At 68.7% G+C, this 24,377-nt stretch carries 24 protein-coding genes and 1 pseudogene; 11 read left to right on the forward strand and 14 right to left on the reverse strand.

Translation table 11 applies throughout. The features are described 5' to 3' along the window. Positions 1-101: 101 nt before the first annotated feature. Positions 102-1,220 carry an ADP-ribosylglycohydrolase family protein gene (locus ACFWV2_RS22530; protein ID WP_384406993.1) on the forward strand — a complete coding sequence of 373 codons (1,119 nt, stop codon included), beginning with the start codon at positions 102-104 and terminating at the stop codon, positions 1,218-1,220. Between the two features lie 30 nt (positions 1,221-1,250). Here the strand turns inward: ACFWV2_RS22530 and ACFWV2_RS22535 are convergent, their stop codons facing one another. The 4 genes from ACFWV2_RS22535 to ACFWV2_RS22550 all read right to left on the reverse strand — a co-directional run bounded on the left by ACFWV2_RS22535 (position 1,251) and on the right by ACFWV2_RS22550 (position 5,327). Further along, positions 1,251-2,801 carry a sodium:solute symporter family protein gene (locus ACFWV2_RS22535; RefSeq protein ID WP_384406995.1) on the reverse strand — a complete coding sequence of 517 codons (1,551 nt, stop codon included), beginning with the start codon at positions 2,799-2,801 and terminating at the stop codon, positions 1,251-1,253. 355 nt (positions 2,802-3,156) lie between these two features. Beyond that, positions 3,157-3,357 carry a DUF397 domain-containing protein gene (locus ACFWV2_RS22540; protein ID WP_360793752.1) on the reverse strand — a complete coding sequence of 67 codons (201 nt, stop codon included), beginning with the start codon at positions 3,355-3,357 and terminating at the stop codon, positions 3,157-3,159. A gap of 181 nt (positions 3,358-3,538) precedes the next feature. Further along, positions 3,539-4,399 (reverse strand): helix-turn-helix transcriptional regulator, encoded by an 861-nt coding sequence (locus ACFWV2_RS22545; protein WP_360793755.1) that lies wholly within the window; start codon positions 4,397-4,399, stop codon positions 3,539-3,541. A 232-nt stretch (positions 4,400-4,631) separates the two neighbouring features. Next, positions 4,632-5,327, reverse strand: a complete 696-nt coding sequence (locus ACFWV2_RS22550) for a GPP34 family phosphoprotein (protein ID WP_360793757.1) — start codon at positions 5,325-5,327, stop codon at positions 4,632-4,634. Between the two features lie 195 nt (positions 5,328-5,522). On the opposite strand from ACFWV2_RS22550, the gene ACFWV2_RS22555 reads away from it, so the two are divergent. Then, entirely contained in the window at positions 5,523-8,081 is a 2,559-nt protein-coding gene (locus ACFWV2_RS22555) for a serine hydrolase (RefSeq protein WP_384406998.1), read from the forward strand. Positions 8,082-8,892: 811 nt separating this feature from the next. Then, a complete protein-coding gene (locus ACFWV2_RS22560) occupies positions 8,893-10,578 on the forward strand; it encodes an MFS transporter (protein WP_384407136.1) in 1,686 nt (561 codons plus the stop codon). A gap of 85 nt (positions 10,579-10,663) precedes the next feature. Here ACFWV2_RS22560 and ACFWV2_RS22565 read toward each other — a convergent pair whose 3' ends face one another. From ACFWV2_RS22565 to ACFWV2_RS22580, 4 genes are all read right to left on the reverse strand, one after another. Next, a complete protein-coding gene (locus ACFWV2_RS22565; RefSeq protein ID WP_384407000.1) occupies positions 10,664-11,104 on the reverse strand; it encodes a hypothetical protein in 441 nt (146 codons plus the stop codon). Positions 11,105-11,375: 271 nt separating this feature from the next. After that, the gene (locus ACFWV2_RS22570) at positions 11,376-11,696 is read right to left on the reverse strand and encodes a 4a-hydroxytetrahydrobiopterin dehydratase (protein WP_384407002.1); all 321 of its coding nucleotides are present in this window, start codon (positions 11,694-11,696) and stop codon (positions 11,376-11,378) included. Between the two features lies 1 nt (position 11,697). Next, the gene (locus ACFWV2_RS22575; protein ID WP_384407004.1) at positions 11,698-12,939 is read right to left on the reverse strand and encodes a Twin-arginine translocation pathway signal; all 1,242 of its coding nucleotides are present in this window, start codon (positions 12,937-12,939) and stop codon (positions 11,698-11,700) included. Positions 12,940-12,943: 4 nt separating this feature from the next. Further along, on the reverse strand, positions 12,944-13,282 hold the full coding sequence (locus tag ACFWV2_RS22580) for a hypothetical protein (protein WP_384407006.1): 339 nt from the start codon (positions 13,280-13,282) through the stop codon (positions 12,944-12,946). 7 nt (positions 13,283-13,289) lie between these two features. Here ACFWV2_RS22580 and ACFWV2_RS22585 point away from each other — a divergent pair, with 7 nt between their 5' ends. The 3 genes from ACFWV2_RS22585 (at position 13,290) to ACFWV2_RS22595 (ending at position 14,507) form a co-directional block, all read left to right on the forward strand. Then, entirely contained in the window at positions 13,290-13,574 is a 285-nt protein-coding gene (locus ACFWV2_RS22585) for a hypothetical protein (protein WP_384407008.1), read from the forward strand. Between the two features lie 105 nt (positions 13,575-13,679). After that, entirely contained in the window at positions 13,680-14,264 is a 585-nt protein-coding gene (locus ACFWV2_RS22590; protein WP_384407010.1) for a glycine-rich domain-containing protein, read from the forward strand. Between the two features lie 33 nt (positions 14,265-14,297). Then, entirely contained in the window at positions 14,298-14,507 is a 210-nt protein-coding gene (locus ACFWV2_RS22595; protein ID WP_384407012.1) for a hypothetical protein, read from the forward strand. A 227-nt stretch (positions 14,508-14,734) separates the two neighbouring features. On the opposite strand, the gene ACFWV2_RS22600 is transcribed toward ACFWV2_RS22595, so the two are convergent. Continuing rightward, complete coding sequence (locus ACFWV2_RS22600; RefSeq protein WP_384407013.1) at positions 14,735-14,920, reverse strand: hypothetical protein; 186 nt, start codon at positions 14,918-14,920, stop codon at positions 14,735-14,737. 231 nt (positions 14,921-15,151) lie between these two features. Continuing rightward, positions 15,152-15,916, reverse strand: a complete 765-nt coding sequence (locus ACFWV2_RS22605; RefSeq protein ID WP_384407015.1) for a GntR family transcriptional regulator — start codon at positions 15,914-15,916, stop codon at positions 15,152-15,154. Between the two features lie 78 nt (positions 15,917-15,994). On the opposite strand from ACFWV2_RS22605, the gene ACFWV2_RS22610 reads away from it, so the two are divergent. From ACFWV2_RS22610 to ACFWV2_RS22630, 5 genes are all read left to right on the forward strand, one after another. Continuing rightward, entirely contained in the window at positions 15,995-16,273 is a 279-nt protein-coding gene (locus tag ACFWV2_RS22610) for a hypothetical protein (protein ID WP_384407138.1), read from the forward strand. Positions 16,274-16,568: 295 nt separating this feature from the next. After that, complete coding sequence (locus tag ACFWV2_RS22615; RefSeq protein WP_384407017.1) at positions 16,569-16,745, forward strand: hypothetical protein; 177 nt, start codon at positions 16,569-16,571, stop codon at positions 16,743-16,745. Beyond that, positions 16,742-16,966 (forward strand): hypothetical protein, encoded by a 225-nt coding sequence (locus ACFWV2_RS22620; protein ID WP_150504121.1) that lies wholly within the window; start codon positions 16,742-16,744, stop codon positions 16,964-16,966. The genes ACFWV2_RS22615 and ACFWV2_RS22620 overlap by 4 nt, the downstream gene beginning before the upstream one ends. Positions 16,967-16,974: 8 nt before the next feature. Further along, positions 16,975-17,646, forward strand: coding sequence for a GntR family transcriptional regulator (locus ACFWV2_RS22625; protein WP_384407020.1), 672 nt, complete (start codon positions 16,975-16,977; stop codon positions 17,644-17,646). Next, entirely contained in the window at positions 17,643-17,990 is a 348-nt protein-coding gene (locus ACFWV2_RS22630; RefSeq protein WP_384407022.1) for a hypothetical protein, read from the forward strand. The genes ACFWV2_RS22625 and ACFWV2_RS22630 overlap by 4 nt, the downstream gene beginning before the upstream one ends. Positions 17,991-18,360: 370 nt before the next feature. Here the strand turns inward: ACFWV2_RS22630 and ACFWV2_RS22635 are convergent, their stop codons facing one another. The 4 genes and pseudogenes from ACFWV2_RS22635 to ACFWV2_RS22650 all read right to left on the reverse strand — a co-directional run bounded on the left by ACFWV2_RS22635 (position 18,361) and on the right by ACFWV2_RS22650 (position 24,369). Further along, positions 18,361-19,884, reverse strand: a complete 1,524-nt coding sequence (locus ACFWV2_RS22635; RefSeq protein ID WP_384407023.1) for a hypothetical protein — start codon at positions 19,882-19,884, stop codon at positions 18,361-18,363. A gap of 1,104 nt (positions 19,885-20,988) precedes the next feature. Then, positions 20,989-21,827, reverse strand: a pseudogene (locus tag ACFWV2_RS22640) (IS5 family transposase). A gap of 464 nt (positions 21,828-22,291) precedes the next feature. Continuing rightward, on the reverse strand, positions 22,292-23,068 hold the full coding sequence (locus tag ACFWV2_RS22645; protein ID WP_384407025.1) for a very short patch repair endonuclease: 777 nt from the start codon (positions 23,066-23,068) through the stop codon (positions 22,292-22,294). Next, positions 23,065-24,369, reverse strand: coding sequence for a DNA cytosine methyltransferase (locus ACFWV2_RS22650; protein ID WP_384407027.1), 1,305 nt, complete (start codon positions 24,367-24,369; stop codon positions 23,065-23,067). The genes ACFWV2_RS22645 and ACFWV2_RS22650 overlap by 4 nt, the downstream gene beginning before the upstream one ends. Positions 24,370-24,377: the final 8 nt, after the last annotated feature.

Below are 24,377 nucleotides of genomic sequence, written 5' to 3' on the forward strand. Positions count from 1 at the left end.
GGCGTGAAGGGCGTCGGATCACATAACGTTCCGGCCCCCGAACGGGCGTACCCGGTCGATTACAGTGCTGCGCAGACCGGTCTACGGGGGGAGGGCACGTCGTGGCCACGACAGCCGCAGCCGTGTGGGGCCGCGCCGAACAGCAGGACTTCCGGGCCCGCGTACGGGGCTGTCTGCTCGGCGGGGCCCTCGGCGACGCGCTGGGCGTGGGCGTCGACGGCCTCACCCTCGCCGGGATCCGGGACGTCCACGGGCCCGGCGGACTGACCGAGCCCGCGCCCGCGTTCGGCCGCCGTGGCGCCGTCACCGCCGCCACCCAGATGGGGCTCTTCACCGTCGACGGCCTGATCCGGGCACAGGTCCGCCGCGACACCGGCGTCTGGCACCCGCCCACCGACGTCCACCGGGCGCACCTCCGCTGGGCCGCCACCCAGCGCGACTGGGGGCCGGACGAGCGGCGCAAGGACAACGGCTGGCTCGCCCGCGAGGAGTGGCTCTACGCCCGCCGCAACCCGCCCCGCGCCTGCCTCACCGGCTTCGGTGACGAGCGTCCCGGCACCCTCGACCGGCCCAAGAACCCCACCGCCGCCGACTCCGGCGCCCTCGTCCGCTCCGCCCCCTTCGGGCTGCTCGTCGGCTGGGAGCCGCAGCTCGTCTGCCAGCTCGCCGTGGAGTGCGCGGCGCAGTCCCACGGCGCCCCCGCCGCCGGCCTCGCGGCGGGCGCCTTCGCGGTCACCGTCCACGGACTCGCCCGCGGCGGCTCCGTGGAGGCGGCCGTGGACCGGGCCCTGGAGCAACTGGCGGCGCGCCCCGGCCACGAGCCGGTCACCGAGGCGCTCGGCCGCGCCCTCGGAGCCGTACGGGAAGGGGTTCCGGACGCCGGGCGGGTGGCCGCCCTCGGGGCGGACGAGGACCGGGCCGAGGGGCAGCTGGCGGCGGCCGTCTACTGCGCCCTGGTCGGTGAGGACGTCCGGCACGGGCTGCGCCTCGCCGTGAACCACGACGGGCCCTCGGCGGTGACGGGGGCGCTCACCGGCGCGCTGCTCGGCGCCCTGCACGGCGAGACGGCCCTCCCGCCGGCCTGGCTGGCCGAACTGGAGGGCCGTGCGACGGTCCTGGAGCTCGCGGACGACTTCGCGATGGAGATGACCCAGGGACCGGCCCTGCACACCCCCGCCGAGGCCTCCCCGGGCTGGCTGGCGCGCTACCCGAGGGGCTGATCGCCGGCTTCTCGGTGGGGTGCGGCCCCGCTACCGGAGGGGCTGGTCCGCGCGGTCGCCGTCGGCCTGCGCGGGGACGGCTGCCGCTCCGGCCGGGCTGCCGTCGTCCGAGTGGAGCTTGTCGAGGACCGCGTCCCGCTCCGGGGTGTCCTCGGGTCGGACGAAGCCGATGAGGACGTACAGGACGAGCGAGGTGGTGAGCGGCGAGACGATCTGGATCTGGAGCTCGATGCCGTCGAGGCCGTAGTTGGTGAGCCAGAAGACGAAGAGCCCGGCCGCCCAGGAGACGAGCGCCGCCGTGGGGCCCGACTTCCGGAAGGTCCGCAGCAGGCCGAGCATGAAGGGGATCGCGATCGGACCCATGAGGCCGGCCACCCACTTGATGACGATGGTGATGATGTCCTTGAACGTGGGGGAGTTGACCTGGGTGGCGACCGCCATCGACAGGGCGAGGAACGCGACCGTCGACCAGCGCGCCGCGACCAGTCCGGCCCGCTGCGTCCAGGTCCGCGCCGCCTTGCTCATGACGGGTGCGATGTCCCGGGTGAAGACGGCCGCGATGGCGTTGGCGTCCGACGAGCACATGGCCATGGTGTGCGAGAAGAAGCCGACGATGACCAGGCCGAGCAGTCCGTGCGGCAGCAGCTGCTCGGTCATCAGGGCGTAGGAGTCGGAGGCGTCGGGCTTCTCGGGGGTGACGAGCAGGGGCGCGACCCACATGGGGAAGAAGAGGACCAGCGGCCAGACGAACCACAGGGCGGCCGAGAGGCGCCCGGAGCGGGTGGCCTCGCGGGCGGTGGGGGTGGCCATGTAGCGCTGGGCCTGGTTCCACATGCCGCCGCTGTACTCGAAGGTCTTGATGAAGAGGTACGCGAGCAGGAACGTCAGCGTGTACGGGCCGGCCGTCGGCGCGGTGTGGCCCTGGAGCTCGGGCCGGTCCCAGACGTCCCACAGCGCGCTGATCCCGCCCAGTTCGGCCAGCACGGCGACGAGCATCGCGATGCCGGCGAAGAACTGGATGATGAACTGGCCGAGTTCGGTGAGCGCGTCGGCCCACAGGCCGCCGACCGTGCAGTAGATGCCCGTGATCACACCGGTGATGAGGATGCCCTGGTTGAGGGAGATGCCGGTGAAGACGGAGAGCAGGGTGGCGATGGCGGCCCACTTGGCGCCGACGTCCACGATCTTCAGGAGGACGCCGGACCAGGCGAGGGCCTGTTGGGTGGGCAGGTTGTAGCGGTTCTTCAGGTACTCCAGCGGGGAGGCCACGTGGAGCCGTGACCGGAGCCGGTTGAGCCGGGGCGCGAAGAGGTGCGCGCCGATGGCGATGCCGATGGCGATGGGAAAGGACCACGTGACGTAGGACGTGACACCGTAGGTGTAGGCGATGCCGGCGTAGCCGGTGAACATCACGGCGCTGTAGCCCGACATGTGGTGCGAGATGCCGGAGAGCCACCAGGGCATCTTGCCTCCGGCGGTGAAGAAGTCGGAGACGTTGTCCACGCGCTTGTGGGACCAGACGCCGATCGCGACCATCACGCCGAAGTAGCCGATGAGCACGGCCCAGTCGAGACTGTTCATGGAGCCCCCTCCAGGGGTTCTGGTCCGCCTTGTGAACGCCGTTCATGGTGTGGCGACGGACAAGGCGGGGACAATGCAATGGAGGGTCAAGGGACAGTAAAATCGTTCTGTTTACTGACTCTCGTTCATGTCCATGAACTTGTGAGGGGGGTCCTGAACTCCCTCCCGGGCGGTGTCAGCGCATCACCTCACCCGCGTTGACCAGCGGCGACTGCCCCGTAGACCTTGCGGGCGCCGGGGGCGGGGACGCGAGCGGGGAGGGCTTCCGGACATGGCCGAGCCCTCTCGGCCAGGACGGCGGACCGGACGAGAGGGCTCTTCGGGTACTGCTGGTGACGGCGGGCGCGCACCGGGGCTAGAGGGCCCCGTTGCTCACCTCGCCCACGAACGCGTTCCACGATCCCGGTCCGAAGGAGAGGGACGGGCCTTCAGGAGCCTTGGAGTCCCGCACCGCGATCGCGGCCACGAGGGGGGACTTCACCTCGACGCAGGCTCCGTTCCCGCCGGAGTAGGAAGACTTGGTCCACGTGTCCGTTGCACCCTGAATGATCGCCATGACGCTCAACTCCGGTTCTGCGTGTGGGGTGTGTCGCACCGACCTTCTTGGCGGCGTGATCGACGCTACTGGTCGGTCCCCACCGGCGGGACCGGCGTTCACACGTCCGAGTGGCATATTCCAACTCAGCTTCCGTGGGAGCGATCACGCGGTGTACGGTGCCTGCCCCGGTCGGCCGGAGTCAGCCCCTGGCGTGCTTCTTGGCCATCTCGGAGATGAAGTCACGGGTCTGCTCGACGTTCAGCGCCTGCGCCCTGAGGTGCTCGTACATGACGCTGTACTTGCCGACGTCCTGCGCCTTCTCCAGGTACAGATCGCTCGTCACGCCCTCGATGTAGACGACGCTGGAGTCCGAGGTGTCCGGGAACTCCAGGATCGAGTACTGGCCGCTGATCCCCGGATGGGCGCCCATCTCGAACGGGATCACCTGCACGGTGACATGCGGCAGATGCGACTGCTCGATGAGGTGCTCGAGCTGCTCCACCATCAACTGCCTGCTGCCGACGGTCCGGTGCAGCGCACCCTCGTCGATGACCGCCCACAGCCGCAGCGGACGCTCCTCGTCCCGGATGCGCTCCTGGCGGCGGGTGCGGACCGTGACCCGCTTCTCGATCTCCGCGGGCGTCGACTCCGGCAGCGCGCCCGAGATCACGGCCTCCGCGTAGGCGTGGGTCTGGAGCAGCCCGGGGATGATCTGCGGCTCGTACATCCGCAGGCTCTCCGCGTCCGTCTCCAGACCGATGTAGACGCTGTACGGGATGTCACCGAAGGCGTGCCACCAGCCCTGCTGGCGCGAGTCCTTGGCCATCTGCATGAGCGAGTCGACCATGCGCTCGTCCTCGACCTCGTACACACCGCACAGGTCGCGGACATCGCGCTGGCTGATGGAGCGACGACCGTTCTCCAGCCGGCTGATCTTGGACTGGGAGACGAGGAGACGCTCGGCGACCTGCTCCGCCGTCATGTTCTTCGCTTCCCGGAGCTTTCGCAGCTCCTGCCCCAATCGGCGTCGCCTGACGGTGGGGTTGACGTTGGACGCCACGGAAACTGCACCTCCGGCTCTCTGCTGCGTAGCTGTGAGTATCTACCGCTTGGCAGACTGCCACCAAAGGCCGGGTGTGCGCTGGGAAACGACCACAACTGCGCGCCGGGGCGTACGGACACACACCCTGGTCCGGTACCGCCGGAGCGGCACGTGCGCGGGGCGGTCGTCCTGACCGCCCCGCGCACCTGTGCGGCTCCCGGGCTGGTTCCTCGGAGTCCTCGGAGTCGTCCTAGAGCGCCGCCGCGCGGGCCATGCCGCGAGGCTGCGCCGGGACACCCGGGGCGCTCCGGCGCGGCTGTGCCGCCGCGCCGTTCTGGACGTCCATCACGGCGTGCGCCACGAGTCCGCCCATCGGGTCGTGCCGGATCAGGTCGCGCAGCCGGGACCGCGACGACCGTCCTTCGTTGCCGGGGTAGAGGTGCTTACCGAGACCGACCGCGTGGGCCAGCGCGGCAAGCGCCGCGGTCCGCGGGTCCGGCGGTACGCCGGTGCGGATCGCACTGTCCAGCCGGGAACGGATCTCCCGACTGATCGCCGTCTCCGTCGCCTGGTAGCGAGTCGTCGGCAACACCCCGCACATCTGGCCCTCCACGGCATGCACCATGCCGCATCGCTCCAGATGCGAGAGATACGTCTGGCGGAGCCCCAGTCGGGGCCCGCCGATCCAGTGGACGGCCCGAACCGGACTGCCACGCCTGCGCAGCAGCTCCAGTGCGGAGTCCAAGGTCGGATCTCCGGTCGGCCGTGGCATCACCACGGCGATACGATCCCCGTCAGGGGCTATCCGGCCTGCCAGCGCCAGCTCCACTAGCTGTGCACCGGCCAGGCCGAGGTCGAGCGACTGCGGCTGCGCTGTGGTACCCGTGGTCGGGTCCAGAGCGAGCAGCAGAAGCTCCTCCGGAATGGTTCTGCGGCTCCTGCCCATCCATGCCTCCCCGCGTGGATGAATGACAGGGTGACCCCTCTCACATTCATCTGTCGAGAGCGCCCGGGTGGTTCATCCGGGAACCAGTAGGTATGTCGTTCTCGTCTAGCACGGGGGCCAAGGGGTTCACACAGGACACTGGTACACGGACCGGTACACGGTCCGTACGTACGCATGACGCATGGAGGAGGCACGGTGGCGGGCGAGTCCCCCGACAAGGCGGAGCAGCAGGGGCCGTCTCAGGAGACGGCGGCCTCGGGCGGCGGCGGCCGGGATCCTCGGCTTTCCGTGCTCCATGAGTCAGACGCCTCGTCGGCGGCTTCGGTTGCGGGGGCGGGTTCGGGGTCGGCGTCGGGGTCGGGTTCGGCACCGGGTTCGGGTTCGGGTTCGGCACCGGGTTCGGGTTCGGGTTCGGCACCGGGTTCGGCAGCGGGCTCGGCGTCGGGTGCGGGATCGGCGTCGGGTTCGTCGGTTCAGGTCGACCAGCCGACTGCGGTCTTCAAGAACCTGGTACCGAGGGCCTCCGAGGACGACGCGCCTGCGGGGGCGGCGGAGCCGGAGAGCGAGCGCTTGAAGGCGGCGGTGGCGGCGTGGGTCGCGACGGCGGAGGATCCGGCGGAGCCGGTGGCGCCGGAGACCCCTGGCGCGGAGGCTTCGGAGCCGGAGACCGCTGGCCCGGTGGCTTCGGAGCCGGAGACCGCTGGCCCGGTGGCTTCGGAGCCGGAGCCGGAGCCGGTCGGTGTCGGGGACGAGGACGAGGCCGTGTCCGCGGACGACGAGCCCGCCGATGACGAACTCGAGGGCGACCAGCCCGAGGGTGACGAGATCGCGGACGACGAGATCGCGGACGACGAGATCGCGGACGACGAGATCGCGGACGACGAGATCGCGGACGACGAGATCGCGGACGACGAGCCGGCCGGTTCGGCGTCCGTCGGGGCGAAGGCGTCCGCCGAGTCCTGGTTCGCCGCGCGGAAGCCGGCGGCGGACGAGGAGCCTTCGGAGCCCACGGCGTCCGGGGCCGACGTGCGGGACGCGGGCGACGACGGCGAGAGTGGCGCTGAGGACGATGGCGCCGGCAGCGGCGAGGGCGCACCCGAACCGGAGCCCCTCGACCAGCCCACGACCATGTTCAAGGCCGTCCGCCTGCCCGCGGCGCCCCCCGTGGACCAGCCGACGACCGCGCTGAAGCTTCCGCCCTCCCCGGCCGCGGAGTCCGCCGACGAGCGCACCAGCGCCTTCGTACCGCTGCGCGCGGACATCCCGGCCGAGCAGAAGGCGCAGAAGGCACCGGAGGCCCCTGAGGCCGTCAGGGCCCCCGGCGACGCCTCGCCCGCCCCCGTACCGGCTCCGGCCGGGAAGCGGGCCACGTCACCCGCTGCCGCCCCTGCTGCCGACCCCGCTCCCACTCCCGTCCCCGCTTCCGGTCTCGTGGAGGCGGAGCGGACGCGGCAGCAGCCGTTGCCGCCGCTGCCTCCGCTCGATCTGCTCGCCGAGCTGACGAACACCCCGCCGCCGCCTCCGACCCCGCTGCGGACGACCGTGCGCCGGGTCCGGATCTGGACGCCGCTGGTGCTGATCCTCCTGATCGTCTTTGCGATCGCGCAGATGGTCCGCCCGCTGCCCGCACCCGCGCTCACCCTCTCCGCCGCGCCGACCTTCACCTTCGAGGGCGGCGAACTGAAGATGCCGTGGCCCACCGAGGGGCAGGGCGCCGTCGAGGTCGAGGGCGTCGGTTCCATGGGCACGTACGGGGCGCAGAAGCCGGCCCCGATCGCGAGCGTCACGAAGACGATGACGGCGTACGTGATCCTGCGCGACCACCCGCTCAAGGGGAAGCAGAAGGGCCCCGAGATCACCGTCGACAAGAAGGCCGCCGAACAGGGCAAGGCGGAGCACGAGTCGACGGCGGCGGTCCAGGAGGGCCAGACGTACTCGGAGAAGGAGCTGCTCCAGCTCCTCATGATCCCCTCCGCGAACAACGTGGCGCGGCTGCTCGCCCGCTGGGACGCCGGTTCGGAGGCCGCGTTCGTCGAGAAGATGAACGCCGCCGCGAAGGACCTGGGCATGACCCAGTCCACGTACACGGACCCGTCCGGCCTGCTGGACAGCACCATGTCGACCCCGAAGGACCAGCTGAAGCTGGCGAAGGCGGTCATGCAGTACGACGTGTTCCGGGAGATCGTGAACATGCCGAACGTGACCGTCGACGGCATCCCCGGCCAGATCGAGAACAACAACAACATCCTGCTGAAGCCGGGCGTGAGCGGCATCAAGACCGGCTCCTCCACCCCGGCGGGCGGCAACCTGCTCTGGTCGGCCAACACCGTCGTCGACGGCAAGATGCGGCGCATCCTCGGCGTCGTTATGGGGGCCAAGGACGCCGATCAGCTCGGCGAGAAGCTCCAGCTCTCCATCGACTACAGCTACGAGCTGATCAAGAAGGCGCAGAACGACGTCACCTCGGCGGCCGTGGTCCGCAAGGGCCAGGTCCTCGGGTACGTCGACGATGGCCTCGGCGGCCGGACCCCGGTCGTGGCCACCAAGGAGCTCAAGGCGATCGGCTGGCCCGGCCTCCGGGTGAAGCTGGAGCTCACCGACGGCGGCAAGGCCCTCCCTCACGCCGGCAAGGCGGGTGACGTGGTCGGTCAGGTGTCGATCGGTACGGGCGCCGGCAAGGTCAGCGCGCCGGTCGCCCTCCGGACGGACCTGGTGGAGCCCGGCTTCGACAAGAAGCTGACCCGCGTGGGCTGAGGCGTACTAGGCCGGGCGCGAAGCACTCGCCCGGCCCGAGAAGCCACCCGCTTGGCTGGGCGCCCCGGTTCTCCGGGGCGCCCGGCTGTTAGCGTCTTCGGGGGACGAGAAGCACGCGTGACACACGTGAGAAGTGAGACGGGCAGCAGCACGGGAAAGGGCCGCAGTGACCACCGCCGAGCCGACACGCGCCGACCGCGCGGATCGTCCCGACCGCGCCGACCGTACGGACCGTCCCGACCGCGCCGGTCATCTCGATCGCGCGGACTGTCCGGCCAGCGCCGACCGTACGGACCGTCCCGGTCGTCCCGACCACCCCGACCGCCCCGACCGCGCAGAGTCAGGTCTCGACGCCGACTCGGCCCTCCACGTCGGCGCGCACGTCACCTCGCCCCTGGACCCCACCCCCCTGGACCCCACTCCATTGGGCCCCATCCCCCTCGACGTCCCCCCGGGCCCTCACCCCGCCTCCCTTCTCGACGCCGACCTCCAACCCCACCTCGACCGCGCAGAAGCCGGACCCGCCCATGACCCCGACCCCGGCTCGGCCCACGACCTCGGTTCAGGACACGTCCCCGTTCGCGCCGCCGCCCTCGGAGCCGTCCCCGTGCCCCGAGGCCCCGTGCCCCGCGGCTCCGCGGCTCGTGGCCCCGTCCCCGTATCCGCCGCCCCCGGCTCCGACGCGGGCCCTTCTTCGCACCCGCGAATAGTGCTCCCGGCGCAGCGGAACACCCCGCCCTCCGTGGCCGCGACCCCCGGGGCTCCGGCCTCCACGGCCCGCGCCCCCCGGCGGAAGCGGCGCTACACGGTGATGGCGGCGACCGGCCTGGCGGCCGTGACGCACATCCTCTGGTTCTTCTTCTTCGCGAACAGCGGCGGCGACCTGGCGGCGCAGGACGCGTGGGCGGAGTTCGTCGGCCGGCACCCGGACTCGGCGTACAACCTGGCCTGGTACGGCGGGATGCACCCGGTCTCGTACAGCGTCGTGTCGCCGTACCTGATGTCGCTGCTCGGCGTGCGCAGCACGATGATGGTCGCCGGGACCCTGTCCGCGGCGCTGACCGCGCTGATCCTGGTGCGGGTGCGGGCGGTCCGCAATCCGCTGGCCTGCTCGGTCGCGGGCGTCTTCGCGTTCCTGTGCAACGCGCTGTCGGGACGGGTCACGTTCGGTCTCGGCATGATGTTCGCGCTCGGCGCGGTCGCGGCGGTGTTCTGCTGGCCGCACCGCTGGCGCCGCAAGCGCTGGGCGAAGGCCGCGGTGGCCGCCCCGCTCGCCGGCCTCGCGACGGCGTGCAGCCCGGTCGCGGGGCTGTTCCTCGGGGTGGGGGCGGCGGCGCTCTTCCTCAACAAACGGCGCCCGGGCGCGTACGCCCTCGGTCTGGCCCCGGTGGCGGTGGTCGCGCTCTCGTCGTGGCTGTTCCCCTTCTCCGGGACGCAGCCGATGGCCTTCGGTTCGACGGCGCTGCCGCTGGCGTTCGGGGCCCTGGTCTTCCTGCTCGTGCCGGGGGACTGGAGGACGGTGCGTACCGCCGCGGCGGTCTATGTCATCGGCACGTTCCTGACGTGGCTGGTCGACTCGCAGATCGGCTCGAACATCTCGCGGCTCCCGATGCTGTTCGCCGGTGTCGTGCTGCTCGCGGCCCTGCCGTACACGGCGCCGCGTTCACGCCGCTGGTACGCGCTGCTCCTCGCGTTCGCCGGGCTGAACTTCTGGATCGGCTTCAAGGGCGTCGACGACGTGATCCGCACGGCCCCGGACGCCTCCTGGGCGCGGGAGCTGGCGCCGCTCATCAACCAGCTCCAGGTGCGGGGCGCGGGCAAGGCGCGGGTGGAGGTCGTACCGGCGTCGAGCCACCGCGAGTCCTCGGCGCTCAGCCCGTACATCAACCTGGCGCGCGGCTGGAACCGGCAGGCCGACATGGAGCGCAACCCGCTCTTCTACGACGACACCCTGAACGCGGTGAACTACCAGGACTGGCTGGACCGCTGGGCCGTCCACTACGTGGTGCTGCCCACCGGCGCCCCCGACTCGGGCGCCGAGCAGGAGGCCGAACTGGTCGCCGAGGGGCTGCCGTACCTGAAGCAGGTCTGGTCGGACGCGAACTGGCGCCTCTACGAGGTCGAGAACCCGACCCCGCTCGCGGACCCGCCGGCGGAGGTGCGGAGCGCGGAGGAGAACGAGGTCGTGATCAGCGTCGACCGCCCCGGCCGAGTCCTGATCCGCGTGCCGTACTCGCCGTGGCTGGCCCTCGTCGACGAGAACGGCGGCAAGATCGAACCGCCGCAGGAGACAGAGGCGTCGAAGCTGGCCCGCGAGGAGTCCGAGACGGAGATCCCCAAGGTCTTCGCCAACAAGGAGGGCTGCCTGTTCAAGGCGGAGGCGGACACGGAGGGCGACGAATGGACGGAACTACTCGCCCCGAAGGCGGGCGTCTACCGCCTGGCGGCCCCCTACAAACTCTCCCGCGGCACGGCCTGCCCGGAGGAGTTGCGCTAGGGGGTGCGGGACGCGGGGTACGGGTTGCGTCGCCGGTAACCGGGCTACGGGAGACGGGTACGGGTTGCGTCGCCGGTAACCCGGGCTACGGCCGCTGGTATCCGGCGAGCATCCACCGCATGCCGAAGGCGTGCCCGCCGCTGCGGATGACGAGGAGACGGTAGATCCGCCCGGCGACCCCGGGAAAGGCGGCCCGGGTCTCGGCGCGCAGCCGGGAGCGCCCGTCCGCGAGCGCGTCGATCCGGAAGACGAGGCTATACGCGGCGGAGAACCGATGCCCGCCATGGAGCGCCAACTCCCGCCCGGGCACGACCCGGACGACCCGGAACCCGGGAAACGTGGCCCCCTCGGCAAGCGGCCGGGGCCCACCGGCCACGACAGGCTCGGCCCGCACGAGCCGCGCGTACCGCGCCCCACCGTCCCGCGAGAACGCCCGCTCCACCCCGACGACCAGCCGCTGCCACAACTCCTCGGCACGGACGTCGACGACGACGGCATGCTCGTCGACGAACGGCAACGCACTCATGACGTGATCACCTCACGAAACTATCCCACCTCACGGCAGAAGGACCCTTACTCCGACAGCACTGCTGCGCCCCAGCAGGACTCGAACCTGCGACACCCGCTCCAGGGATCCACTTGTGCGGTCCTGGCCGGGGGAGGGGCGCCGCTGTCGGCGGCTGCGGTTGGCCGGGTGCGTTCGCCTCCGTCCGCCGTCGTTGATGTCAGCCGTTGAGGTCAACGGGCCTGGCATCCTGCGCCCGTGAGAATGACATGGGCCGACTTCCGAGGCTCGGTCAGTCGTCGAGAGGTTCAGCAAGGTGCCCCGCCGCGATCGCGTCGATCCGCTGCGCGAGGTCGAAGTCGGCCGCCGTCAGCCGGTGCCCGGCGTCGTGGGTGGTGATCCCGAACCGGACCGAGCCCCAGCGCAGGTCGATGTCAGCATGGTGCCCGATGAGCCGCTCGACGTCCGCGACGTGCACGATCATCGCGACCCCGCCGTGGTACCGGATGCTGTACGAGCGAGTGATTTCGTCCCCGGTGCGCCGCCACCCCGGCACCTCCGCCAGCGCGGCCGCGATCTCGTCCTCGCTCAACGGCGTCTTCTCGTCCGACACTTCAGCTCCCCTCGCTCACGGGAGCCAGAGCCTCCGCGAGGTCCCGGCCCACCGGCGCATCCTGCCACGGCCGCATCGTCCGCTCCAGAGTCGCCAGCTCCCGCCGCATCCGCGCGGATCCGGTCTCGACGGCGATCACCGCGACGTCCCGGGCGATCTCTACTGCCTGCTCCGGCTCCCGCGCGGTTGCGGCCGCCGTCGCTTGACGCGCCATGTACACCCCGCGGTCCCGTCGCGCGGAGGCCGGGACGACGCCGAGCACCTGCTCCCAGAGCGCACCCGCTTCCGCGCCGAGACCGAGCCGGCCGTAGCAGGTGGCGCGCTGCACCTCCAGGTAGCCGGGCGTCCTCCTGCATGCATTGCCCCAGGGCAGGTCATCGTTGACCCGGGACAGAATCCGGTAGGCGTCATCGATGAGCCGGTCGACCGCCACGCGATCGCGCAGAAGGCTCGCGCCGTGGGCCTGTTGCTGCATGGCCATGACCCGGATCTTCGGGACGACTCGGTCGTCGTCGAGGGCGGCTTCACACAGGTCGACGACGCCGGCTCCGTCGCCGAGGTCGGTGCGGACCTGCGCCGAGTTCACCATGGCGTACCCGATGAGGTGCGGGTCCCGGGCCCGGAGCGCAATCTCCTGCGTGATGCCACGCCAGAAAGCGGCGGCGGAGAGGTCGCCGGCGTCCTGGTAAAGCCAGCCGACGAGCGCGGCGTACGCCGCTCCGACGCGGAGGAGGCCGAGGCGGGTCGCGCCGGTGGCGCTGCGGGTGAGCTTGTCGATGAGCTGGTACTGCGGTCCGAGGGCGCCGATGAGGTCGTGCGGCCCGAGGAGCATGTCGGCCCTGTAGTGGCCCTCCAACTGGGCTTGGAAGTAGTCGATGAGCGCGGGGTCGACGTGCTGGGTCGCGAGCGGCCCGGGGATGAGCGCGGCTGCGGTGACGTTCAGGAAGGTCGCGTTCTGCACGGTGGTCTCTTCGTGGTGCTCGGGCCGGATCCAGCCCTGCGGGGTGGTGAAGCCCAGATCCTCCGGCCAGCGCCCGAGTGTGTCGTGGAGGACGAGCGCGGTCTCCTGCGGGGGCCACCCGGGATTGGGCCCTTCCCACCGGCGCCACGACCGCGGGCTGACGTTGAAGTGAAGGTCGTCGAGGAGCTGCTGCCCATGCCGGGTGAGCGCCGCGGCGGCGGCCTCCATCGACCTCCAGCCCGCTTTCAAGCGGGCGGCACGGAGTGCGTCATTGCGGCTCATGGTGTCAGTGTGAGGTGTCATCGCGGCGCCTCTGGGCCTTGGCCGCGACGTGGCCATGCGTGGCCACTCGATGGCCTATCTGCTCGGTGCGGTGCTCGCACATCATCGTTCCCATGAAGACGGGGTGTACCGCGAACTGCAGAAACACCCAGGGACGGAGGGAGCAGCGATGCGCGAGCAGACCGAGCACACGGATCAGACGGAAGGCGGTCCGGCCGTCGACACGGGACTCGGCGCTGCCCTCATGCAAGTCGCCACCGCTCTGGAGGAGCACGCCGAGGACGAGGCCGAACGCGACGCAACCGTCGCCCTGACCATCCCGCACCCAACCGGCCGCCGTCATTGCGGCGATGACCGACAGGATGCTGACGCGCGTCGCCGGCCTGGCCGTCGGCGTCGAGCGCATCCCGGTGTGCCGACGCGGCGCGAGCGGAGTCGGCGCACTCGCCACGTGGGAGCGGCTCAAAGCGCAGGGGCCCGCCCCGGCCCCCCTCGGCAACTGGTCCTACCTCCGTGCCCTGGCCCACGCCGCACACGGCATGGTCCACGCCCTGCGCCAGCACCGCGCGGCCGAGCAACCGACGTCCTTCGTCGGCCGCCTCGACCGGCCCCCGATTGTCCCGAAGATCCGGTGAGCGAGTGGCAGCGTCAGGCCCTCTTCTGCCTGATCGTCCTCGGCATCCTCGCCGCCCTCGTCATCGGCATGACCCGCTGACTCCCGCCCCAACGGGGACGGGTCCATGAACCATCGGAAATCCACCCACCAGGAGGACCCCATGGCCTGCAAGAACCAGCCGCAGGACGGCAACCCGAGGCCCTGCTCGGCCACCCCCGGCGTCAGCAGCAGTTCGCCCAGCGCGAGAGCCCTGCTGAGTGACGCGGCGTTCACCGGCGTCATGCACACGGTCCTCGACAACAACCCCGGCATGGACCCGTCACGGGCCTCCCGGATCGTCGTCGAGGCCCTCAAGTTCGTGCACGCCGCCTCCCTCTTCCCCCTGGTGCGCATCTCCCCCACGGAGGAAGTCGACGAGGGGTGGCACGCTCTCATCCTCCACACGCACCTGTACGCAACGCTGTGCAGCCGTCTCGGCCGTACCGTCCACCACTTCCCCGAACGTCCGGAGGCGGCCCGCCCGGACCCGGACATCCTCACCCGCACCATGGCCCTCATCGAGCAGGCGGGTTACAACGTCGACGCCGAGCTCTGGACGGGGCGACAGGAGTCGTTGGTCGGGGTGGTCAGGCACACCCCGATGCCCGGCGGATGCGGCCCGATCAACCCCGGCAACTGCGCGAGCCACGGCGGCGACGACGACGAATAGGCTCGACATCCTGCCGACGTAAGGAGAGCTGTCATGGACGCCGCCAACGTCAAGTCCCTGCATGACTCGATGCGTAAGTACGGGATCCCCGGGATCCTCACACCGGTCGATCCGCAGAACCAGTCGGGTGCCTGGCGGGTGGTCGACCCTGTCGACCAGCGGGACATCACTGACGACGTCGTCGCCCGCGTGGCCGCCGCCGACCGCCGGCAACCCACCCGCGGGTTCGTCACCGCGGGCTAGCCGCCCGAAACCGCCCCGGCCGGACCGTCCCCCGGTCGGGGCTACCGCACCAGCTCCGCGAGGGACAGGATTCGAACCCGCGACACCCGCTTTAGGAGTTCGGTGGTGGGGTCCTGGGCGGGGGAGGGGCGCTGCTGACGGTTGCTGCGGACAGCCAGGGACGACTGTCGCCATCCACTGGTGTTGATGTCAGCTGTGGATGTCAGGCATCCGAGGCACGCTGCACTTCAGGCATCGTTCTGGGACCGCTCCAGACCGTCCATTACGGCGTTGTGGAATCGGAGCTCGGCCGCGCGGCACGGCGCGGCGAAGAACATGTCCTGCGCTTCGGCGAGCCCGCAACCCACGACCTGCATGGTGGCCATGACGGCGTCCACCCCGTCACAGCCGCGCTGCTTCAAGAGCTCCTGCAAGGCAGCACCGTCGCGGCTCTCGGACCAGACGGGCCGCACCGCCTCAGCCATGCCGGCTATCCGGGCCCTTCGATCTGCGTCCACGATGGTGCCTCGCAACGTCCATCAGGCATGCCTGGGTCTTCGGTTGGTACGGGCGCAAGCAACGGGAACTCCCGGTCATCCGTCGCTCGATCGCCCGTCTTTGCAACACCGGGATTGCAGCCGGTGCCGACGATACTCCGGGCTTCCCTACGCCTGCTGCCGGTTAATGGGGATCTCGTAGACGATCTCGCAGAGCGCAGCAGGTACGACGATGTCCGCCGTCTCCACTGGTCGGCCTTCGTCGCTGTAGTACGTCCGCCGGATGTGCGTGACAAGCGCAGCCTTCTGGATCCCGAGGAGTGAAGCTTCCTCGGCGGTGGCCTGCCGCGGCTCAGGCTGCTCGACGGCATGGCTGACGGTGACGCCGATCTCGGCCATCCGGTTCACGACGCCGGCCCCGGCGTGTGGCCCGCCCTCGGGAAGGACGACAAGGGTTCCGCCGGTGAGGTCGTACGGCTCCCAGCTCGTGGACAACTGCACGGGTCGCCCGTCGGCGAGGAACTCGTACACGGTCCGGACGCACAGCTTGCCCTCACCGATCCCGAGCCGCGCAGCGATCTCCGTCGGCGCGGGCACCTTGGCATCGGTCCGGCTCTCCCAGCCGCCGTTCCGCCCAACGGCCTTCATATCTGCCCGGAACGGCGATCCGTCGGGCTGCTCGCGCGCAGCGGACCGAACCATCCGCACCCTTTGCCTGGGCTCGGCGACATAGGTCCCGGATCCTGCCCGTCCCTCCAGCACGCCCTGGGAGATCAACAGCTCCTGGGCGCGGCGGACGACGTTCTCGCCCACGCCGCACTCCTGGCCGATCTGGGCCCGCGAGGGCAGCCGGTCTCCAGGAGTCCACTCGTGCTCCGCGATCCGCCGCCGGAGTTTGTCGGCGATGCGGAGATAGGGCGGCTGCTCAGGCATGTGGAAAATCTAGTCCACTAGCTCTAATCTAGTTAACTAGCTTCGCTGAAAGTGATCGTCGGTGACGGAGGCTTCCCCGTGCCTGCTCCAGCAGTAAGCGCGGAGGCCCTCGCCGCCCGGCTATCTGCCATCGGGCTCACCACACGAGTGGAGGAGCACGCAAGACACACATCGATCGAAGCGGAGGTACCGGAAACCCTTCCCGTCGAGACATGGCGGGAGGTCCTGGAAGTCGTGTCGAAGGCGGACCGATTCGGTCTCCTCGCCACCAGCCTGGGCGGCCGAACCCTCTGGGCCGCCGTGAACAAAGAGGTCCCCGCGACGGGCGATGTCCGGGGACCTGGCCATCAGCGATAGGAGCTGATCAGCATGTTCGACCGTATCTGCCGCGCCATCGCGCGCACCAGGGAGCGGTACTCCCAACGGCCCCGGCACCGCGACGCGTTACAGCCCACCCGCCCGACACGCATCCACCCCAATCCGTCCGAGGCGCTGACGCTGCTCCTTCTGCAGCTCCCAGAACGGATGGGTTTCCTCCCGGGCGAGGAGACGGTCCTTGTCCGCCCGTACGTCCTGGCCAGCGAGCAGCGCACACGCCAGTCCCGCACCACCTCCTCGCCCACACGTGCTTCACGCCAGCGGAGATCCACGGATGACACGCATCCCCGCGGCGGCCACGCCCTACCGGTCCAGCGCATGCCGGATCGGCACCCACCGCGAGTGCGCGCACTCCTCCCCGACGACGGCACCGATCGACATCCCCGTCATCTACGAGGCGTGCGTCTGCCCCTGTCACTCCCCGACCACGTCACCGAAGGCGGCCTCGTGAACGGCTTCCCCTCGGGCGGCGCGCTCGCCTCCCCGGTCGAGATCACCACGGCCACCGTGCAGCGCGGCGACGTCATCCAGATCGGCGGCCAACCGTGCCGAGTAGCCGACCTCCGCCAACTCCCCGGCGGCGCGAAGCGTCTCCTCTTCGAGTCGGGCGAACTTCTGACGATGCACACCCGTACGCGCCTGATCGCCGTACGAGTGCTCAGAAGGTGGTGAGCGCCCCGATGCGGTCCCTCCGCGACACCATCGCCGCCGACCTCCGGACGCAGATCACCACCGGCCACCTGAAGGCTGGCGCCCGCCTCCCCTCGGAACCGATGCTCGCCGCTCAGTACAAGGTCAGCACCCCGACCCTGCGCAACGCTCTCGCGCTCCTCCAGGCCGAGGGTCTGATCGAGAAGATCCACGGCAAGGGCAACTTCGTCCGCCACCCCCTCCGCAGACTCACGTACACCGGAGGCCGTCTCACCCCGGACACAGGCCTCCATGTCACGATCCGCACCACCAACGTCCGAGCCCGCGGAGACCTAATCCCGCTGCTCGGAGTCCCCTCGCGCACCCCGCTGACGGAGTTCCTCTACCTCACCCACCAGGGAGAGTCCCCACACAGCCTGGCCCGCATCTACGTCTCGCGCGAGCTGGCGTCGGCTGGGCCCCCCTGGCCCCGATCCGGCGTGGAGGAATCCCGAGACAAGATCAGGGCGCGCCACCCAACCCCCGAGGAAGCGGCAACCCTCCGAATTAGCTCGACGCTGGTCGTCCTCTCGATCACGCGCGTGTCGACCGACATCACCGGACGCGTGGTCGAGGCGGCCCTCCTGGTCCTCCCCAGCGACCGCGCCGAAGCACTCTTCGTCACGCACCACACAGCCAACGCGAAAGGACAGGAAGGATGACGCCCCACAACGAACTCCGCCTCCTGCCGTGGACGGGCCCCGACGGCAAGCCCTGCTACCTGAGCACCGACGACAAAGACAGCCACCTTTCCCGCCTGGCCGACAACACCGAAGCGCTCCAACTCGACTTGGCGGCCCGGCTCCTGGATTGCGTGGCCAACGTACTCGACAGCGATGAGTTTGACCTGCAAGAGTTGAGCGCGCTGGCAGCGGACCTCACGGAAGCCTTGCGGGGCACGCTCCGTGTAGCGGAAAGCCGCGGGCACCGCCTATTGGCTCCGGTCCCGGAGGCCCGCGCCAACGTCACCAAAGGTCCCACGCTGCCGGCGGCGGCCTTCGGCTGACGAGCGATGCCCCCGCACAATGAGGAGCCCCGGGGCCAGTCCGGGGCTCCTCTGCACACGGCTCCGGAGGAGGTTCCAGCCACCGACGTCGGCCCAGGTGAGGGGCTGTCAAAGGACCAGAGGTCCCTGGCGGGTCCACAGCCTGGTGCGGTGCCCCGCTCCTTTATGCACGTGGCTGACCATGGTCAACCTTGACAACCGAGACATTGACGACTGCAGTGTCACCTGTAGCGGTGGTTCGCAGGCATCCTGTATCTGTTCCCTACGGTTTGTCGGCATGGGCGCGAGGCGCCTTGCCCGGGGTTACAGCCTAGCCGGTTGCGGAGCTGCGCGCCGTCGAGCTGATTGCGACGGCGCGCGCAGTCGGCCGTCAGGTTTCGTCAGACTCGTCCGCGCTGTCCGTGCTCCCCGTGTGCGCCTCTTCTGCGGCCTCGGCGATTGCCGCGTACATCTTCAACCGCCCGCTGATCTTGTCGAGACGGATACCTAGGTCCTCCGCGTGAACCTGAGGCCATCCCTGTTCTCTGACGAACGCGCGGCTGTGTCCGCGAACGCTCTCGGCTGCGACGAGTGCGCTCTCCAGTGAAGCTACGAGGTTCGCGAAGTGAGCTTTGGCCCCTTCGAATTCGCTCTCTGGCGTCGTGACGTCTCCTTCAATCGGAGGGGAAGAGACTGCCTCACCGACGGCGGTGAACGTGGTTCGGAGCCACGTGTCGTCGGCTTCGAGAGGCTTGTTATTCAGGTTGAGTTGCGGCGTTCCGATCTCATCTACCCTCTGTGGTTTCCTGTTTTGGCGTCCGTCGATGATTGCCCTGTGAAGGGTCCTAAGTCCGTGCGGATTCTCCGTCATTCGTTGGAGCACGGATGACGGAGTGCGATAGTCGACGGTGCGTCCTCGCGCCTCTCGGACCAAAGTTCCGTGCACTGCCAGGTAGTAGCCCCCACGGACCCCCAGCTCGACGCCTGCCCCTTCGGAGGAGCCTCCCTCTTTCAGGCTGCGAAGAGCTGATTCCAGCATCTTGTCCGGATCGTTGTCCCCACTGACGTGCCAGCCTGACGCCTGAAGTGGCGTCCATTTCAGCATGCGTTGCAGTGTGCTGCGGGTTCCGCTCACCCGATCTGCGGCATCTGCGTCAGCGTTAGCAGCGCGCCAGGGGCGCAGGATCATCTCCGTGACCACCTTGGCTTTAAAGTCGACCGTGACTTTGCTTTTGGCCGTGATCCTCAAGACGCCTTTACGGAAGAGGGCGTGCTCTTCGGCATTGAGGAATGCGGCTACGATCTCCGCGACCCGAGTGTCAGGCCACGGGTCGAGGACGTTCGAGCGGACTTCATCCGGCGTCAGGTCTGCGGCGAACCACTCCGCACGAGTGCGGGTGAGCCGGCCTGCCCTCAGGAACTCCTCAATGACCGGATCCGCCAAAGCGTCGTTCTCACTTGCGGCTCCCCAGGGCTTCGGAGGCTCGACGTGGGTGATGCCTACGATGAACTTCACCGCCTGGTCGTACTGCAGTTGGGAGCTTTCGTCCGGGATGAACCGCAGTACGAGGGTCGCCGGAGCCACGAGCGCACGGGCGCGTTTCACGTCGTCAGGCGTGACCTCTTCCCGCGGACGCTCACCCGTGCCAAGGACCTGGCTCAGTAGCTGCCGATACTTCCGATCGTCACCCGGTAGGCCATACAGAACGTCGCTCGCGCCGAGTGCATGAATGCGGTGACTTGCCGAAATTCGGCTGCTCCCGTCCGCGCCGGCTAGTGCCCATACCGACGATTCATCCTCCGAGTCGTGGTCGATTCTGACAACCGTGAGCAGCAGCTCCCTCAGGATGCCGTGCTGCCCGATAGTCTCAGTGAGGTCGTTGTGTCGAGCAAGGAAGCTATTCGACTTGTCCATGGCGCTGACAACATGCGCACGCGATTGGGCTTGGAGAACAAGTTCCCCGGTTTCCCCCGGCGCCGCTTCTAGGCCACGCAAGGGGGGGAAGTGTCCTGGTGACAGTGTTCCCGAGAGGGGATAGACCCTGTATCCCGCTTCCCGGTTGTTGCCTGGGAAGTGACAGACTGCAGGCGCCCACACCTGGGTAGTGATCGTGTGGAGAATGCCTCCGGGTACCCGCATGATGTCGGGATTCTGGAGGCGTTTGCGAGCCTCTTCAGGTCGTGCGATTGCTCGTGCGACGGCTGTGGCAGCACCCTCACTGAACCCATAGCTCACGAGTGTGCTTGCGAGCTTACGTACCGCCGCCGTCCGCGGAAGGGCAGGTAGCCCGTCAGGCAACGATGGAAGATCTTCTTCCACGGGGTCAATCTCATCAACACGCGCCTCACTCGTTTCAGGGGCGGTGGTGCTGATCTCAACCGCACTGGCCAGTGGCAAGGCGGGAGAATGCGGGGTGGCTTCAGCAGAGGGTGTCGAATTCGGCTCGGAGCCGTCGGGCCCTGACTGAGAGGCGTGGTCTTCCACGGGGGTCCTTCCGATCTGCGTGGAACGAACTGCGGCGGCGCCGGGTTCGTTGAGGCGATCGGGGCCCTCCGTGGGACATGCCACGTCGGACAAAGGAAGGACCCTTCTGCCTCACCTGGAGACGAAGGGCGCTAGGCGACCAACTGTCCCCGCTGCGGCATCCCGGTGATTCCGGTGTTGCCGAGCGGCCGCACTCGGTGCCGGTCGTCTGTCGGGTCCCCCGTCGATGCGACGGTGCGACCACTGCCAACACATGGGACGAGTGCCATATGTCGCGACGTGCCGGGAACAAGTACGTCCAATGGCATTAGCCTGCCGGAGACTTCAGGCGGTTGGGGGACTTTCTCCATTCTCGAGTCTCAGGTCGGCGGGCTCTGATATATGGGGCCCTTGCTGCCGGCGGACGCTTGGTTCGGACCATCCCGCTGGGTGGGATGTCGCCCTGCGAGGTCCGTCACAGTGGGTGCATGGCCGTCACGCCGAGTTAGAGGCACGATGGTTGACGCCTTACACCGCTAGGCCGTTTCGTTTGGATCACCTGGCGGACCAGAGGAAGATGTCCGCGACGTGCAGTCCAGCCAGGTAGATGACCGCTGTCTTTTCGTAGCGGGTGGCGATGCCTCGCCATTGCTTCAAGCGGTTGATGCAGCGTTCGACGGTGTTGCGCTGCTTGTACGCCTCGCGGTCGAAGGCGGGTGGCCTGCCGCCCCGGCTGCCGCGCCGCAGCCGGTGACCGCGTTGATCGGCCGGAACGGGGATGACCGCCCGGATACCGCGCTTGCGCAGGTGCTCGCGGATCGCGCGGGAGGAGTACGCCTTATCGGCCAGGACCACGTCCGGCCTGGTGCGGGTTCGTCCTCGCCGTCGAGGGACGCGGAGGCGGGCCATGACGTGGGTGAAGGCGGGTGCGTCGCCGGCCTGTCCGGCGGTGAGCACGAAGGCCAGGGGCCGGCAGTGGGCATCGGAGGCCAGGTGGATCTTTGTGGTCAGTCCGCCGCGGGACCGGCCGATGGCATGGTCTGCCGGTTCGCCGGCTGGGGCCCTCTTTTGCGGGCTCCGGCCGCGTGTTGGTGTGCGCGCACGATGGTGGAGTCCACCGAGACTGCCCAGTTGAGGTCGTCGTCGGCCTGTGCGATCAGCGCGGTGAACACCCGCTCCCACGTGCCGTCGATGGCCCACATCCGCAGCCGGTTGTAGACGCCTCGCCAGTTGCCGTACTTCTCCGGGAGGTGGATCCACTGCGATCCGGTCTGGAACTTCCAGGCGATCGCGTCGATCACTTCTCGGTGGTCCTGCCACCGGCCACCCCGCCGTGGCGTCCGATCTGGGAGTAACGGCTCGATTCGCGCCCACTGCGCGTCAGTCAACGGCACACACGAACAACGACTGGCGGGGCTGGTTGGAACGGCGCCGCTGTCAGGCGGTCGGCCCAGTGCGGAGTCGCCGCGCGTCCCGCACGAGCGTGTACGAAGCGCTGAGGAAGATCACGGCTCCAGCCACGAGCCAGAGAATCGAAGCCCCAGAGCGGTACTCACGAACGGCGACAACGAGCAGCACCATGCTGGCAAGGACGCCGACGGCCGAGATCAGAGCGCTGATGCGGTGAGTCACATGGACATCATCAACGATGACCTCGGCCAGCGGAAGTGATCCAAACGAACCGGCCTAGGTCAGCATGGGGTGTGACGCTCGGGTGCGGGATGTCCTGACGTTCCATCGACAGTCAGGGAAGGGAAGACTCTGCTGCAAGTTTTGGTCGGCCCTCGCCGGGAGCCCACGGGCTTGCCGCTGGTTGCAGCACACTTCGCTTGACACGTGGCCGAGTGCGGATGCCGCATCACCGGTACAAGGCGCTGACGATGTCTTCGATTCGTTCGGCCGCATCATCGACCTCTTCATGTTCCCAGACGCGGACGACGGCCCAACCCGCTTCCTTGAGAGCTATGTTGGTTGTAGCGTCGCGCTCTCGGTTGGCTTGGATTTTCTCCTGCCATTTCTGGCCCTGCTTCTTGGCCGGTCGATAGTGTTGAGGGCAGCCGTGCCAAAAGCAACCGTCAACAAAGACAGCCACCTTCGCCTTCGGGAAAACGACGTCAGCGGTTCGACGCAGATTCGGCAACGGACGGATGCCTACGCGATACCGCAAACCCCTGCGATGGAGCGCCGATCGCAACAAGAGCTCTGGCTTGGTGTCCTTGCCCTTGTTCGCCGTCATGACCGCCCGGACGGACATCGAGCTAGCGGAGGAGTTCTCGGGAATCGGTTCGTCGACGACCATTCCGGCCTCGCGTGCCTCGCTCCAGGCGGCGGCGAGATTGGCTGCGCGGGTGGGTCCATCGACGTCGCAGACGTAGCGCTCCTCGGTGTTGCCACTGACCGACCACCGTAGATATGCCCGGATACGTCGAGTGCTTCGATAAAGTCGGAGCAGGATTGATGCCCGCGCGTATCGGCCTTCCCCGAGCGGCACTGCACGGCGATAGCGTCCACCTGCCGCTTTGTCCTGCTCTGCTGTCCGTTTGTCCCGAGACAGGCCCGGCCGCGGTTTGTACGCATTCTCCGGCGGCAGTCGATCGTTCCACCCCCGTTGTTTCACGACCGCCGCCGGAGTCACGGCTTCCCGCCGGACTGCTGCAAGGCACCGACGGAACGGAGCGCGTTGCCCACAGCGTTCGCGAAGGTCGCGCCGAGCTTCACGGGCACGGCGTTGCCGAGCTGCCGCATCTTTTCCCCACGTGGGCCAGCAAGCTGCCACTCATCGGGAAAAGTCATGACGCGGGCGGTCTCACGCACGGTCATGTAGCGATATCCCGTGCCGTTGAACGTAGGGTCATCCATCTGCATGACCGACTCGCCACCAGGGACACCATGCACCCCTGCCTTGACGGTTTTGGCCGGCCGATCAAGAAGGTTCGGAGTATGCCCGGTGTAGACGCGGGCCCCGGGCCAGCCGAAATGATCAGAGACTTCGCCCACTTGAAGCTTGTTCTCAACGGCGTCGACCTCGATGAACTGCAAAGGGCGTCCCTCGAACTCATCAATGCCCTGGATGGCGTCGCGCAATGTGCGCCAAGGCTGGAGTTCCAGCTTCTTCTTGGTCTTGTGGTCGTCGTAGTCGAGTTTCGGTAGATTCGCGATGGTGCGAGCCTTGGCGTCGTCGTCGACGTAGTCGTGCCGGTTCCAGTACTCCCCACCCTCACGCATGGAGTGGATCAGCGCCTCGTCGGAATGAGTCTGCTTGGGTTCGAATCCGTTCCAGGTTTCCTCGTCGACGCCGAGGTCGGCACGGAAGGCGACGATGATCACGCGCTGTCGGATCTGAGGGACCCCGAAGTCCGCCGCGTTCACTGGGATGTGCTTGACGAAGTAGCGCTCCGAGGGCGGCACTTCGTCGTTGGCGAGTTTCTTCTTCAGGATGTCGTTGTGATCCTCCCACGATGTGCCAGCCTTGCGCTTCTCGAAGGGAAGGCGCAGTTCGTTGAGGATGTACTCGAAGTAGGGCTCGAAGGAGGGACGCAAGAGACCGCGAACGTTCTCGCAGATGACCGCCTTTGGCTTCATCTCGCGAATGGCGCGAAACATCTGAGGGAACATGTTCCGCTCGTCTTCCATGCCCTTGTGCGCGCCGCCGAGACTGAACGGCTGGCAAGGCGGACCCCCAGCCAGGATGTCAACCTTTCCGTCGAGAGCCTTGAAGTCGTCGACGAGATCGCGGACATCGCCAGGCTTGACTGGCCACTTTCCGCCCTCTGGAGTGGGGTTGGTCTGAAGCGTCTCGATCGCCCGCTTGGCGTACTCATTCACGAGCAGTGGACGGAAGCCGGCGGCGTGTACGCCCATGGCGAGACCCCCACCGCCAGCGAACAGCTCGACGCAGGTGCCTACCTGGGGATGCTTGATTCGCAGCTCAGACATGAGGGAAC

The organism is Streptomyces sp. NPDC058671 (genome assembly GCF_042716475.1).
Taxonomy (GTDB): Bacteria; Actinomycetota; Actinomycetes; order Streptomycetales; family Streptomycetaceae; genus Streptomyces.

Coding starts and splice junctions, on each gene's coding strand:
- ACFWV2_RS22535 (WP_384406995.1), bottom strand. CDS start 2,801: ATGAACAGTCTCGACTGGGCCGTGCTCATCGGCTACTTCGGCGTGATG.
- ACFWV2_RS22540 (WP_360793752.1), bottom strand. CDS start 3,357: ATGGCGATCATTCAGGGTGCAACGGACACGTGGACCAAGTCTTCCTAC.
- ACFWV2_RS22550 (WP_360793757.1), bottom strand. CDS start 5,327: ATGGGCAGGAGCCGCAGAACCATTCCGGAGGAGCTTCTGCTGCTCGCT.
- ACFWV2_RS22560 (WP_384407136.1), top strand. CDS start 8,893: ATGGCGGCGACCGGCCTGGCGGCCGTGACGCACATCCTCTGGTTCTTC.
- ACFWV2_RS22565 (WP_384407000.1), bottom strand. CDS start 11,104: ATGAGTGCGTTGCCGTTCGTCGACGAGCATGCCGTCGTCGTCGACGTC.
- ACFWV2_RS22575 (WP_384407004.1), bottom strand. CDS start 12,939: ATGAGCCGCAATGACGCACTCCGTGCCGCCCGCTTGAAAGCGGGCTGG.
- ACFWV2_RS22580 (WP_384407006.1), bottom strand. CDS start 13,282: ATGACGGCGGCCGGTTGGGTGCGGGATGGTCAGGGCGACGGTTGCGTC.
- ACFWV2_RS22585 (WP_384407008.1), top strand. CDS start 13,290: ATGACCGACAGGATGCTGACGCGCGTCGCCGGCCTGGCCGTCGGCGTC.
- ACFWV2_RS22590 (WP_384407010.1), top strand. CDS start 13,680: ATGAACCATCGGAAATCCACCCACCAGGAGGACCCCATGGCCTGCAAG.
- ACFWV2_RS22595 (WP_384407012.1), top strand. CDS start 14,298: ATGGACGCCGCCAACGTCAAGTCCCTGCATGACTCGATGCGTAAGTAC.
- ACFWV2_RS22605 (WP_384407015.1), bottom strand. CDS start 15,916: ATGCCTGAGCAGCCGCCCTATCTCCGCATCGCCGACAAACTCCGGCGG.
- ACFWV2_RS22615 (WP_384407017.1), top strand. CDS start 16,569: ATGACACGCATCCCCGCGGCGGCCACGCCCTACCGGTCCAGCGCATGC.
- ACFWV2_RS22625 (WP_384407020.1), top strand. CDS start 16,975: ATGCGGTCCCTCCGCGACACCATCGCCGCCGACCTCCGGACGCAGATC.
- ACFWV2_RS22630 (WP_384407022.1), top strand. CDS start 17,643: ATGACGCCCCACAACGAACTCCGCCTCCTGCCGTGGACGGGCCCCGAC.
- ACFWV2_RS22635 (WP_384407023.1), bottom strand. CDS start 19,884: ATGGACAAGTCGAATAGCTTCCTTGCTCGACACAACGACCTCACTGAG.
- ACFWV2_RS22650 (WP_384407027.1), bottom strand. CDS start 24,369: ATGTCTGAGCTGCGAATCAAGCATCCCCAGGTAGGCACCTGCGTCGAG.